The organism is Klebsiella sp. 141162, from assembly GCF_050600755.1.
Lineage (GTDB): Bacteria > Pseudomonadota > Gammaproteobacteria > Enterobacterales > Enterobacteriaceae > Klebsiella > Klebsiella aerogenes.
The window spans coordinates 296,437-309,374 of record NZ_JAQIRI010000004.1; the positions used below are offsets into that span (position 1 = coordinate 296,437).

Annotated in this window: 12 protein-coding genes and 3 pseudogenes; 8 read left to right on the plus strand and 7 right to left on the minus strand. The window is 49.5% G+C overall.

What is annotated here, in order from left to right; genetic code table 11:
- Nucleotides 1-61: 61 nt before the first annotated feature.
- A complete protein-coding gene (locus tag PGR23_RS15055; RefSeq protein ID WP_430915630.1) occupies nt 62-1,147 on the minus strand; it encodes a hypothetical protein in 1,086 nt (361 codons plus the stop codon).
- 150 nt (nt 1,148-1,297) lie between these two features.
- Nucleotides 1,298-1,585, minus strand: coding sequence for a hypothetical protein (locus PGR23_RS15060; RefSeq protein WP_430915631.1), 288 nt, complete (start codon nt 1,583-1,585; stop codon nt 1,298-1,300).
- A 364-nt stretch (nt 1,586-1,949) separates the two neighbouring features.
- On the opposite strand from PGR23_RS15060, the pseudogene PGR23_RS15065 reads away from it, so the two are divergent.
- From PGR23_RS15065 to PGR23_RS15080, 4 genes and pseudogenes are all read left to right on the plus strand, one after another.
- A pseudogene (locus tag PGR23_RS15065) lies at nt 1,950-2,429 on the plus strand (helix-turn-helix domain-containing protein); the annotation flags it as partial.
- Nucleotides 2,430-2,510: 81 nt separating this feature from the next.
- Complete coding sequence (gene tnpA / locus PGR23_RS15070) at nt 2,511-2,894, plus strand: IS66-like element accessory protein TnpA (RefSeq protein WP_430915632.1); 384 nt, start codon at nt 2,511-2,513, stop codon at nt 2,892-2,894.
- Complete coding sequence (gene tnpB / locus PGR23_RS15075; protein ID WP_430915633.1) at nt 2,891-3,241, plus strand: IS66 family insertion sequence element accessory protein TnpB; 351 nt, start codon at nt 2,891-2,893, stop codon at nt 3,239-3,241. Before tnpA ends, tnpB begins: the two co-directional genes overlap by 4 nt.
- Before the next feature lie 43 nt (nt 3,242-3,284).
- A pseudogene (locus PGR23_RS15080) lies at nt 3,285-3,497 on the plus strand (IS66 family transposase); the annotation flags it as partial.
- On the opposite strand, the gene PGR23_RS15085 reads toward PGR23_RS15080, so the two are convergent.
- The 5 genes from PGR23_RS15085 to PGR23_RS15105 form a co-directional block, all read right to left on the minus strand.
- Nucleotides 3,465-3,878: a DUF2857 domain-containing protein gene (locus PGR23_RS15085; RefSeq protein WP_430915634.1), complete on the minus strand. Its 414-nt coding sequence runs from the start codon at nt 3,876-3,878 to the stop codon at nt 3,465-3,467. The pseudogene PGR23_RS15080 and the gene PGR23_RS15085 sit on opposite strands and share 33 nt — an antisense overlap.
- On the minus strand, nt 3,862-5,145 hold the full coding sequence (locus PGR23_RS15090; RefSeq protein WP_430915635.1) for a ParB family protein: 1,284 nt from the start codon (nt 5,143-5,145) through the stop codon (nt 3,862-3,864). The genes PGR23_RS15085 and PGR23_RS15090 overlap by 17 nt, the downstream gene beginning before the upstream one ends.
- A gap of 16 nt (nt 5,146-5,161) precedes the next feature.
- Complete coding sequence (locus tag PGR23_RS15095) at nt 5,162-5,356, minus strand: helix-turn-helix transcriptional regulator (RefSeq protein ID WP_430915636.1); 195 nt, start codon at nt 5,354-5,356, stop codon at nt 5,162-5,164.
- Between the two features lie 138 nt (nt 5,357-5,494).
- Nucleotides 5,495-6,385: a hypothetical protein gene (locus tag PGR23_RS15100; RefSeq protein ID WP_430915637.1), complete on the minus strand. Its 891-nt coding sequence runs from the start codon at nt 6,383-6,385 to the stop codon at nt 5,495-5,497.
- 309 nt (nt 6,386-6,694) lie between these two features.
- The gene (locus tag PGR23_RS15105; RefSeq protein ID WP_154062663.1) at nt 6,695-7,096 is read right to left on the minus strand and encodes a hypothetical protein; all 402 of its coding nucleotides are present in this window, start codon (nt 7,094-7,096) and stop codon (nt 6,695-6,697) included.
- 215 nt (nt 7,097-7,311) lie between these two features.
- On the opposite strand from PGR23_RS15105, the gene PGR23_RS15110 reads away from it, so the two are divergent.
- The 4 genes and pseudogenes from PGR23_RS15110 to PGR23_RS15125 form a co-directional block, all read left to right on the plus strand.
- Complete coding sequence (locus PGR23_RS15110) at nt 7,312-7,929, plus strand: DUF1819 family protein (protein WP_154062664.1); 618 nt, start codon at nt 7,312-7,314, stop codon at nt 7,927-7,929.
- Nucleotides 7,926-8,528 carry a DUF1788 domain-containing protein gene (locus PGR23_RS15115; protein WP_154062665.1) on the plus strand — a complete coding sequence of 201 codons (603 nt, stop codon included), beginning with the start codon at nt 7,926-7,928 and terminating at the stop codon, nt 8,526-8,528. The genes PGR23_RS15110 and PGR23_RS15115 overlap by 4 nt, the downstream gene beginning before the upstream one ends.
- Nucleotides 8,529-8,540: 12 nt before the next feature.
- Nucleotides 8,541-12,155 carry a BREX system P-loop protein BrxC gene (gene brxC, locus PGR23_RS15120; protein ID WP_154062666.1) on the plus strand — a complete coding sequence of 1,205 codons (3,615 nt, stop codon included), beginning with the start codon at nt 8,541-8,543 and terminating at the stop codon, nt 12,153-12,155.
- A gap of 49 nt (nt 12,156-12,204) precedes the next feature.
- Nucleotides 12,205-12,938: pseudogene (locus PGR23_RS15125) on the plus strand (BREX-1 system adenine-specific DNA-methyltransferase PglX); the annotation flags it as partial.

Below are 12,938 nucleotides of genomic sequence, written 5' to 3' on the forward strand. Positions count from 1 at the left end.
GCCACAAAGGCTAACAATTCGTGGCGAGTCCAATGTTACAGTCATGATGTTATGGCATTTTCTAAATGCTGTTACTTGTAGCTACGACAGCCAAACGATCAAAGATTATTTTCTGATATAACCCTTCTGAAAATGCAATTGAATTCGAACCAGAAGGCTCGCCATGAACATCTTCTACGAACAGTTTGCACTGAACACTCTGCCCCCAATAGGTATTAATAAGCTTCCTGTCTTCTTCTGGTAATTGTGATATATCAGTAGAAGAAAAAGTACAAACAACCGTAGAGTTTGGAGATATTTCCGATTTAACTTCAAAATCATTAAGAGTCAATTTCAAATCAATATAATTTTCTTTTCCTATGTAGACTCGAAAAAGAGCTGGTCTTTTAATTGAGGTATTGAGCCTGCCAGAATTGATTAGAGTTGCGGAAATTTCGAAAAACGACCTATTTTCAATGAGTTCTGTTTTAATTTGATGGACTTTTCTTTCAATTGCAGGAATAGAAGACTGAAGTTCATCATGTTTTTCCTTTAATTCATTCAGGCTTTCTTCGAAGTGTTTTTTGAATTCTTCTAAAGTTGACTCAACATTGTCAGAACTGTACTCAATCTCAGGGTGAAGCGGCCGATTGAGTTTGCTACATTCATATTTAGTAAAATTATCCTTCGTAAAGGAATTTATTTTTTCCAAATCAGCTTTCCGTTCGGAAATTTTCTCAGGCGCATCCTTCAATTCTTGTTTTGCTTTGTTTAGTAATTCCTCCAATTCCTCAAGTGAGATAGATCTATCAGGTGGGGTTCTTTTTGGAACACCATCGACAATTAAAAGAGGCCCTCGACTTTCTCGTCCTTTTATTTTTCTAAGAAATACTAGTTCAGAATGTTCATCAAGTGAAATCTTAGCCTTCTCAGAAACTTTTCGACTAATTCCATTCACTTCCAATGACAAGCGGGATTTTTGGACTACATAGGTTTGCCATATAGGAACAAAGACTGCGACTAAGGCACCAACAAAAGCAGAGACAATATTTGAATAGTCACCAATCTTTGTTAAGGTCATATATAAGACCATACCAATAATTAATCCTAGAATTAGAGCGCCAGCCAGAAAGAAACTATTCTTCTTTCCTTCACTTATCTTATTCATCTATTTGCTTTCCTTTTAGACATGTAATTTCTGAATTAAACCATATCGCGAACCAGCGTCGACTTGAATGAATTTTTAGGCATCAGTACACTTTTTTAAAGTGCGTTGATTGCCGATTGGTAACAGGCTTGTTTCACGACCATATCTTGCCTAATCCTTTCTGAAGAATCTTTGTACTTCAACCTGGTAAGAATTAATCCAAAACTGGTCACTGACCTTCTTCTCAAGCTCTACTAGAGATGCTTGGAGCACAGACATTCGCTGGGTATGTCCTTGTTCTATGTTCATAGCCCCATCAACTGAAAAAGAAACGGGAATTCGCTTTGGTGGATCCAAGACGTATCCGCAAGCGCCAAATCCAGCACTAAAGCTGGCCAATACAAAAGTTGCGCACAAGGTTACAGAGTTTTCTTCAAAATGCTGTTTGAATGAAGACATACTTTCCTCTGACATCTATCATTTTACTATTATTCATATTCGTTATCTCATTTTCGATAGAGCAAACCAATCTTGCTATCCAATTGTTAAGTAAGGATAATTTCACACTCCCACTATCATATACCACAAAACGATCATGCATTGCATTTCCGGAAGCTGTGTATCATATTTATGAGCTAACAACCGTAAGTGCCTAATTTATAGTATGTAAAGAAAATCAGCAATTTGCTTATGAGGAATCTTGATTGAATGTCTGACCTGAAATATCTGACATTTCAAATAATACTGTATATAAAAGGGTCTTCCCTTGTTGTGGTGGCTGAAGGCATGATAATGGTGTATTTAATCGCCAGAGGTCACTGCAATGGACGAACAGTCCCTCTACGCTCATGTTCTCAACCCGTCCGCTCCGTGGCAGGTAAAGTCCCTTTCTCTCGATGAAAATGCCGGTTCTGTTAACGTCAGTGTTGGGATCGCTGAAAACACCCAGTTAGCCTGGCCGACCTGCGGTAAATCCTGTTCTGTTCACGATCACCGTCATCGTAAATGGCGCCATCTTGATACTTGCCAGTTCACCACGATTGTCGAAGCCGATGTTCCCCGCATTATGTGTCCGGAGCATGTCTGCCAGACGTTACCTGTTCTGTGGGCAGGGCCTGGCACCCGGTACACGTTACTGTTCGAGTCGTTCGTTCTCTCATGGCTGAAAATCAACACCGTTGATGATGTTAGGAAACAACTTAAGCTCAGCTGGAATGCGGTTGACGGTATTATGGCCCGGGCAGTTAAGCGAGGACTTGCCCGGATAAAAAAACCATTATCTGCCCGTCATATGAATGTGGAGTAAACATCCAGCCAAAGCCGTCTTTCCCCTTCTGAAATATCTGACAGTATAGTGTCCACTATCATTTAGTGGACACTATCCATGAAATCATCCCCCGCAGTCAGGCAACCCCGACATCCAAATTTTCCCCTTGAATTTAAACTCAATATGGTTGAGCGCTCTTATCAGCCCGGCATCTCAGTGGCGCAACTGGCTCGTGAGAATGGCATTAATGACAATCTGCTGTTCAAATGGCGTCAGTTCTGGCGCGAGGGAAAACTTCGTCCTCCTGATGAGCGCCAGCCACTCCAGTCAGCGCTTGTTCCTGTCGTTATTGACGACGCCGTTTCCAGCCGGGAACTTCAGCCTGATAGTGAGGAACGGAATCTCTCATGTAAGGTCATCTTCAGGCATGGCACGCTGCGCCTCAACGGAAGCGTCAGCGACGTGCTGTTGAAAATGCTGATACAGGAGTTAAAACAATGATATCGCTACCGTCAGGCGCCAGAATCTGGCTGGTCGCCGGTATCACCGACATGCGCAAATCCTTCAATGGCTTGGGCGAGCAGATACAGCATATTCTGGATGAGAACCCGTTCACCGGTCATCTGTTCATCTTCCGGGGCCGTCGTGGTGATACCGTGAAGCTCCTCTGGTCAGATGCGGATGGCCTGTGCCTGTTCACCAAACGGCTGGAGGACGGCCGGTTCATCTGGCCCGCTGTCTGTGGCGGCAAAGTCGCCATCACCCGCTCCCAGCTTGCCATGATTCTCGACAAGCTGGACTGGCGACAACCCAAAAATGCCCGACCTAACTCTTTGACCATGTTGTAAAAACATCATGACCGCATTATAAATGGGGTCACCGCATCGTTACACTCAAACGGCGACTGCAGAGGAAGCGCTGAAACGGATCGGTGAGCTGTACGCTATCGAGGAAGAAATACGTGGGCTTGCGGTAAAAGAACGGCTGGCAGTGCGACAATCCCGGAGTAAGCCGCTGCTGACATCCCTGCATGACTGGCTGATAGAGAAAAGCGCCACGCTGTCGAAAAAATCACGGTTGGGTGAAGCGTTCGCTTATGTGCTCATCCGGAGCATTGTTGCGCCCCTGGCGGACAAACAGGCCAATCAGCCGTCGCCGGGCGCAGACCTCCGGTGTGGAAAGGCCAAAGTAGTGGTTGATGAATTCGATGGACGCGCCGAGCGACAGCGCTTCCTCCAGACGCTGCTGGAACAGCCGCTCCTGCTCCATCCTCGCCAGCATCCGGCCCAGCATATCGTGGTCAATGTGGGTGGTGATGAACTGCACCGCGCTGTTGCTGAGAAACAGGATGTCGTCAGCAGTAAGACGCGTCAGTTCGCACAGCTCCTGTGGGCTGAAGCCCAGCGATTCGCAGTAGCGGATCTGCCCCTCCTTCAGCGCCTGGACGATGTGGGTGAGCACTGCCTGGTTAACTGAGGGCGTCATGGCGAACCTCCCACAGCCGCCGCTGACGGCACAGGCTGATAAGCTGCATCAGTTGCTGGACCTGAGCGTTGTCGTAGTCCGGCGACAGCAACAATTCGAGGGCGGGCATCGGCGTACTGGTGTCGCCATTCAGGGCGGCCAGCACCTGGTAACAGCGCTGTGCCGCCGGGTGGGGAAAATCGTGGCAGGGCGCGAGGGTGAAACCGGCCAGCGCGCTGTCGTCCGGCTGGATACAGGCATCCAGTCCCCAGCAGGCACACAGCGACCGTGCCGTATGCACCAGCGGTGAGGGCTTTGGCTCGCCGGGCGCGGCAGGTTCAGTCGGTGGCTCAGGCTCTGGAAGTGGTGCTTTTTCCGCTTCCGGCGGTGGCGGCCAGAGGACCTTTTCGGCTGGAGGCCCCAGCAGCACCTGCCGCTTGCTCTGGCCATCGGTCAGTTCCGCCAGCAACGTATTCCAGCTCATGCCGCTGCGACAGCTCATCTCGCCGAGCAGTTCGTCCTGCACCAGTTGCGGTACCACGGCTTCCGGCTCGCCGTTGAAGGTGGCTAGGGCGGTGCTGAACAGGTCGGAAAATTCGGGCTGGCATTCCAGAGGCATCAGCTTTGCCCAGACCTGTTCCGCTGCGCTGCGTAACGCCAACAGGCGATCGATAATCTTACGGGTCAGGCCGCCGTATAGCGCGTTAGGGATGCAGGGCAGCAGCCAGTCGACGGTCTGTAGCATCCGGCTGATTTGCGACTGGCTGACGGGATAGCCGTCGCGTGTGAGTTGTTCCGCCAGCGCCAGCTGCGTCGGGCATTCAATGCCTGCCTCGAGGTAAAGATCGCGCAGGTGCAGGATCCCTTCCGCGCGTTCGATAAACATCAATCCGTTATGCAGGTCGCTTTCCGCCAGATGGCCGATCAGGCACTGGACTTCGCCTTGCTGCGGTGACAGCGTTTCCGGCCACGGTCTGAACGGCCAGCAGACTCGGTGGTAACGTTCATCCTGCGTCTCCTGCCACAGTTCATTGAGGATGGCGAGGCGCGTATTCCCGCCGCTGGCGAGCATATATTTTTCATCACCGGGGCGACGGGTCAACACCGGCGGGTTATCCAGTCCACGGGCAAGAATTGACGCTTTCAGCACGTCATAGCCGGGGTTGCGGGTGACGCGGGGATTGAGGGAGAACGGCTGGATTTGCTCCAGACTGACCTGGACCATCTCCTGTTCTCCGGTATTGCTGACGCCGTGAAGCCAGCGGTTGAGCAGGTGTGAAGCGCACATAATCTTCCTCCGGCATTTAGACATCGCGGGTAAGTCGGATGCGCTGGTGGATCCACTCGTCCACCTCGCTTTCCAGCCAGGCGACGTGGCGGCTGTTGAGTCGAATGGACGGCGGAAACTGTTGCAGCTGTATTTGCCGGTAAATCCACGATTTACCGAAGCCGATTTTGTCTTCCACCTGGCGTAAGCGTAAAAATCTGTCGCTATTCATAACCATTCCTCCTGTGTCCAGATTCGTTCACATCAGCACGATGGGCGTGGTTATCAAAGCAGCAGCGTCCCTGCCAGGCAGTAAAAATCCTTATCCGGGGTAGTGAGAGTTGTTAGTTGAAATGGTTAGTTGATCGCGTTACGGCGGTGCGCCGCGCTGGAGTGCGGCTTTCAACGTTTCGGGGCTCAGCGGCAGGTGCATACCGTCCTCGCGCGCCCAGCATTCGAAAATGTTCAGCAGTTTGTAGGGATGCTCCAGCATTTCATCCTCCAACTGTGGGTTGTGCTTGCAGGCCAGCCACAGCAAGCGGGAAAGCGCGGAGGTGATCCGCTCCTTTGATTCCGGCTGATGACGGGTCAGGAAAGCTTCGAGATGAGTGCGGCGGATAACGAACAGTGCGTCAGGAGGCAGCGTGTCCTGCAAGTAGCAGACTGAAAGGGTGAGTCGGGATTTAAGGTTATCGCGGCCATTGCCATACAGTTGGCCGACCAACTGGTGCAGTTCTTCCTGGAGGCTGTTCTGCGTGGCGAGAAGTTCGATCAATAGTTTCCTCAGTGATTTGCGACGACAGAGCTGGTAGTATCTGTCGTTCTCATCGCAGACCACAATGCCAATCTGATTGCAGCAATGGGTATCATTGGGGCAAGGGCGATTCAACGTTTTCGCCAGTTGCTGGTGGAGCAACAGACGTTCAAGGCCGATTAACGGCAAATTCCACAGATGGCTGGTGGTCAGTTGCAGAGTCGGGTCGCGTCTGCACGGCGGAGAATTCGCCATCACTTTGCGGTTGCCGGGTTTGTTGCATTGCGAAGGTGGAAAGGGTGGCTTGCTGAATCGGCAGGCAAAGCGGCAAGGAGGATTGAGTGGTCTCAGAAGTACGGGAGAAGGGAAGTAGACCGAGAGAGGCAGATCGCCGTGCAGGGCATGGCGGATCAGGTCGGCGGGCAGCAACGTGATGTTGTGCTGCCGGATGACTTCTGCGGCCTCGTCCAGCGTCAGCCACTCCTGGCGGATTTTGTGTGGGGGCATGGAGTTTTCCTTTTTGTGTTGTTGGTTGCGTGTCGTGCTTGTTGATGGTGAAAACCGGTGTGAGATGTTTTTGCTAAAACAACTAACCTGATCAGTTTAGTTAACGATCTTTTTAGACATAATCTGGGAGATAGCTGCTCTGATCAGTTAATGGTTAACGTGCGACTCCTGTAATGAGTTACAGGTATTGGAGGAGGATTACTTTATTGCTGCTGCGATGCGTCATATAAAATATATAATGTTGTTTGAAAACATAATATTAACTTGTGTTGGTAGGGGCATTTTTAAAACCACTTGGTAGGAGCATCGTTACCATTTCCCCTTATGTGCATGAGCATGATCCAACTTGAGCGGCATAGCATCCGCGTGTCCAAAGCTACGGTTGAACGCTGCAAGATGGCAAGGTGTACAAAGATGCACTTTTCCATAGTTACTGTCGGCATATGCCCGGATTGGGCTAATGTAACTGTGACATTCAGCACAGTAATGTTTTTCGGTGACGATTTTTCCCCTCCGGACTTTTAGTAGCAGCGGACCGTGCTCGCCGCTAACGAGATTATCGTAATCACTGGTCGCAATATTAAAGCGAGTCGGTTTCCCATGTCGTTTAGCAGTAGAGTCGGTCTTTTGTTGGTGAGTTCCTAATGCTTTGAGGATTTTTTTCTGGGAGTAAGGTGATAAGACAAATCCCGGATTATTGGCTTTCGACATCCTAGCTTACCTTCAGTTACTTTTCTTAAACTCACTCAGTGTGAGGCCTTCGTGAAGGCATCAAATCGGAAACTGCGCTCTAAATCTATGATCAGGATCACTCGATAATCATCATCAATAAATCACCCATTTGTTCTGATCCTAACCATGGCATATCACCTGCATGCCGATTACAATCATTACTTGATTTTTGCGAGCAGCATTCCGGATTTTTGATGACAAACACCATGATAAAAAATGACAAACGCTGGATTGGCGATCTGCTGGGCGGTTCGTTGATGGTCCGAGAGAGCCGAACCATTGCTGAACTGTTGCTTTCTGAACCAGATGAAACGACCTGGCAGCAGCAAATAATCAATGAAAATATTCTTCAGGCTTCCTCCACAAGCACTGCAAATCGTTATGCCCGAACCTTAAGGCTGCGATTAATGACCCTGGATCGGGAGTGCTGGAAACTGATTGCTGATGGCAGTGAAAGCGAGCGTCTACAAATGCTATTGGTTGCATTGATGCTCCAGTCTCCAATAGTTGCGGAGTTTGTTGCTGATGTCGTAAATCCGGCTCGTCAACAGTTTAAAGAAAAACTTGGTATGAACTGCTGGAGTGAATTTGTGGATGAGAATCTGCGATTGCACCCGGAGCTGGCTGCTTTCTCTGATTCATCTATCCAAAAAATGGGTAACAATCTGATTAAGGCTCTGGCAGAAGCTGGTTACCTGGATAGCCCGCGCCGCCGCAATTTACAAAACGTTTTCCTTCTACCAGATGTTGCAACGGCCTTGCATCGTTTAAACAAAGCCGAACTGCTCCCTATTCTGGAGGGTAACGCATGAATGACCCGATCCTTGAATATCGATTAAAGCAGTTAGAAGAACGTATCGGCGACGACCGTTTTTTGAAAAACCAAGGTTCCGGCAATGAGATTGGCTTCTGGATTTTTGACTATCCGGCAAAGCAAGAGCTTCAGGTCCGCGAATACCTTCACTTTTTATTCAAAAAACTGGATAAAAAGTACACCTATAGAACGTTAAATATCTTCCAGGTCATCGTTGAGATGCTGGAGGAACGTAAGCTCTTTGACCGTATCTGCCAGCGAGAGCCTGAACTTGGCCTAGAAACACTGAAAAAGCATCTGGCAGCCCCACTGAGCCAGAAAAAAATCGCGGAATATATTGCGCGCACTGTCGATCTTCCGGCGCAGCAATTTGTTATTCTGACGGGCCTCGGTAACGCCTGGCCGTTGGTTCGTGGTCATGAGCTAATGAGCGCGCTTCAGGACGTGATGGGGTTTACACCACTGCTGATGTTCTATCCAGGCACCTACAGCGGATATGATCTTTCACCACTCGATGGCATTCACTCCCGTAACTATTACCGCGCCTTCAGACTGGTACCCGAAACCGGACCGGCGGCGACTTTGACTCCTCGTTAAAAGACGACAGCAATGAATATTGAACAAATTTTTGAGAAACCGCTAAAACGTAATATTAACGGCGTGGTTAAAGCCGAGCAGACCGACGACGAAAGCGCCTGGATAGAACTGGATGAGTACGTCATTACTCGGGAGCTCGATGGTCACCTGCGTCAGTTCTTTGAAGTCTATGCCCCTGCTACTGGACCAGGCAGATTACAGCTTGCCGACAAAATGGGCGTCTGGGTTTCAGGCTTCTTTGGGTCCGGTAAATCACACTTCATTAAGATCCTTTCCTATCTGCTGGCGAACCGCGAAGTTAGCCACAATGGCGTCACGCGTAATGCGCTCTCCTTCTTTGAAGAGAAAATTGATGATGCACTGCTATTGGCCGATATTCGGAAATCGGTTCAGCATCCGACTGATGTCGTACTATTCAATATTGACTCACGTGCGAATGTTGAAGATGGCGTTGATGCCATCCTCAAAGTCTTTCTGAAAGTCTTTAACGAACTGGCTGGTTATTGTGGGGACTTCCCGCATATTGCACACCTGGAGCGTGAGCTCGATAAGCGTGGACAGTTTGATACCTTTAAAGCTGCCTTCGCGGACATCACTGGCTCTCGCTGGGAAGATGAGCGTGATGTTTATCTGATGATAAACGATCAGATGGCTCAGGCGCTGAGTGTTGCTACAGGCCAGAGTGAAGAGTCTTCTCGCCAGTGGATCGAGCAACTGGATAAGAACTTCCCTCTGGATATCAAAAATTTCTGCACATGGGTGAAAGAGTGGCTCGACAGCCAGGGCAACCGTAACATCCTGTTTATGGTCGATGAAGTAGGTCAGTTCATTGGCAAAGATGGGCAGATGATGCTGAAGCTGCAAACCATCACAGAAGATCTGGGCGTTATTTGCGGTGGCCGCGCATGGGTAGTTGTGACCTCCCAGGCAGACATCAATGCTGCAATCGGCGGTATGAGCAGCGGAGATGGCCGTGACTTCTCCAAGATTCAGGGACGTTTCTCAACGCGCTTACAGCTCTCAAGTTCTAATACCTCAGAAGTTATCCAGAAACGTTTGTTGGTGAAAACCGATGCCGCAATTCCGGCGCTGGAAGCTGTCTGGCAAGAAAAAGGCGATATTCTGCGTAACCAGTTGGCGTTTGACACGACAACCACGGCTACGCTGCGTGCCTATACCAACAGCCGCGAGTTCGTGGATAACTATCCGTTTGTACCGTGGCATTACCAGATTCTGCAAAAGGTCTTTGAATCCATTCGTACCAAAGGGGCGGCTGGTAAGCAGTTAGCAATGGGGGAGCGTTCTCTGCTGGATGCCTTCCAGTCGGCAGCAGTCCAGATTTCTGAAGATGGCCTGGATAGTCTGGTCCCGTTCTGGCGTTTCTACTCTGCGATTGAAAGCTTCCTGGAACCTGCAGTTAGCCGCACTATCATTCAGGCCTGCCAGTCTCCGTCACTGACGGAATTTGATGGCAAACTGCTGAAAACGTTATTCCTGATCCGCTACGTTGATGTGCTGAAAAGTACTCTCGACAATCTCGTCACGCTCTCTATTGAGCGTATTGATACTGATAAAGTGGAACTCCGTCGACAGATTGAAGCCAGTCTTAATCGTCTGCAGGCTGAGATGCTGATCTCGCGTATTGATGACAAATTTGTTTTTCTCACTAACGAAGAAAAAGAGATTGAAAACGAAATTCGCAATATTGACGTGGAATTCACCACCATCAATAAGCAACTCTCAACGATCATTTTCGAAGAGATCCTGAAAAACAAAAGATTTCGCTATCCGGCCAATAAGCAGGATTTTGATATCAGTCGTTTTTGTAACGGACATCCGTTGGATGGTGCGAATCTTAACGATCTGGTGGTTAAGGTGCTCACACCACTGGACTCGAACTACGAGAGCTATAAGGGTGCGCATTCTAATAGTCTGCTGATGACGGACAGTAAGGACTGCATCTTAATTTGTCTGCCTGATGAGGCTCGTACCTGGCAAGACCTGACCATGTACGCGCAGACCAAAGCCTTCCTTAGCAAGCAAAGCGGACAGCGTCCGGAACAGGCAACTCTGTTGGCAGAAAAAGGCCGTGAAAATGGCATGCGCGAAAAAACGCTGAAGGCGCAGATTGAAGGCTTGCTGGCTCAAGCTGATGTCTGGGCGCTGGGCGAACGGCTGGATAAGAAATCCTCTTCGCCGTTAGCTATCGTGGATGCAGCCTGCGGTTACGTTATCGAGAACAGTTTCTCTAAACTAAAATTGCTGCGTCTTAGCACCGGAGACGTAAATCGTGAAACTCACGCGCTGTTGACAGTAGAAAATGATACCCAGCTCGACCTCGGGGAAATGGAGGAATCCAATCCTGAGGCAATGCGTGAAGTGGATAACTGGATCAGTATGAGTATTGAGACTCATAAGCCAGTTTACCTGCGGGATATACTCACCACTTTTGGCCGTCGCCCATTTGGCTGGCCGGAAGATGAAGTCAAATTGCTGGTTGCTCGGCTGGCACGCAGCGGTAAATACAGCTTCACTCTACAAGGCAGTGAAATCGCACTGAAGCAGGCGTGGGATGCGTTTAATAATTCACGTCGTTACAGCGATTTGCGTCTGCATAAAGTTCGTCGCCATGACGAAGCACAGCTGACTAAAGCTGCGCAGCTGATGGCTGATATTGCTGGAGAACCGTTTAACGAGCGTGAGGAGCAGCCGCTGGTCTCTCATATTCGCGAACTCTTTGGCCGCTGGAAGAGCGAACTGACCGTTTTTAAAACTCGTGCAGAGGGTGGACAAAACCCTGGCCGTAAAGAGATAGAAGAAGGGCTGGTATTGCTGAACGGGATCCTCAACGAGAAAGAGGAATACGCGGTCATTGAAAAAATCACCGCAGCGGCTGACGATCTTAAAGATTTCTCGGAAGACTGGGACGATTTGGTCAGCTTCTACAAAAACCAATATGCCACATGGCAGCGCTTGAGTATGGCGTTCAATGGAAGTTTTAAAGCTAACCGTAACGCGCTGGATAAAGACGAAACGGCCCAAAAGGCTTTGCAGGAGTTGGAAGGTATCTACAGCAAGGCACGACCTTACGGAGAGCTACACCGGATTATTCCGCTGATTGAAACCGTTGAAACCATCAACCAGCGTCTGGTGGAAGAATACCGAAGCCATGCGCTGCAGCAGATAGATAACCATATCAATGAGCTGAAGCAAAGCATGCAGGAGATGCACGTCCCTGCTGACTTGCAGCACTCGCTTTTACATCCGATGCAGCAATCGCGTAAGAAAGTGGAGCAGAACGGTCTGATCCCACAGATTATGGAAGAACAGGCTGAGGTTCGGGCGCTACAATTCAAAGCAAACGAACGACTGAACGGCTGGGTTGAAGAACAGCGTAAGAAAGTGCCTGAACCAAAAACCGTCCCTCAGCCAGGGATTATCGATCCAGTAGTTAAGCCTGAACCCAAGCTGAAAAAGACCATCTACGTGAACACGCGTAAAACGATGGAACGAGCTGCGGGTGTGACAACGCTGGATAACGCCGAACAGGTAGACAAAGCCCTGGAGCAACTCCGTAAAACGCTAATGGATGCCATTAACGCAGGCGAACGCGTTCAGCTTCAGTAATATTCCCCACTTTCAGGGCAGACGTTGTCTGCCCTTTTCAGGACTTCACATGAATACGTCAAATATCAAAAAATACGCCCCGGTGGCACGTAAACAGTTCCGCGATGCGGTCATGCAAAGACTGACCACGCTGGGTATTGAGGCCGATAAAAAGGGCAACCTGCAAATTGCGCAAGCAACCGATCTTGGCGACAGCGTGCGTTATGGTCAGTTCTCGTTGGATAAGCAACTGGCGTCACGCCGTGAGCGTCTGGTCAAGCGAGCAGATAAGCAGGGCTACGACGTGCTGGTGGAACACATTGCTTACACCTGGTTTAACCGCTTCTGCGCTATTCGCTATATGGAGCTGCATGGCTATCTTGATCACGGTTTCCGTATGCTGTCTCACCCGACGCTGAAAGGGGGTTTTGAGGTTCTGGATCATGTGCCGGAAGTGGCTGATGCTCTTGGGCTGGACAAAGCGCGTCTGGTGGAGATGAAGCTGGCGGGCGATCGTGACGAAGAGCTGTACCGTGAACTGTTGCTTGCCCAGTGCCATGCTCTTCATGGCGCGATGCCTTTCCTGTTCGAAGCTGTTAATGATGAAATTGAGTTAGTGCTGCCGGATAACCTGACTCGCACCGACTCCATTCTGCGCGGGCTGGTGGACATTATTCCTGAAGAAGACTGGGAGCAGGTCGAAGTGATCGGCTGGCTGTATCAGTTTTACATCTCCGAGAAAAAAGACGATGTGATCGGCAAGGTGGTAAAGAGCGAAGATATTCCCGCCGCTACTCAGCTGTT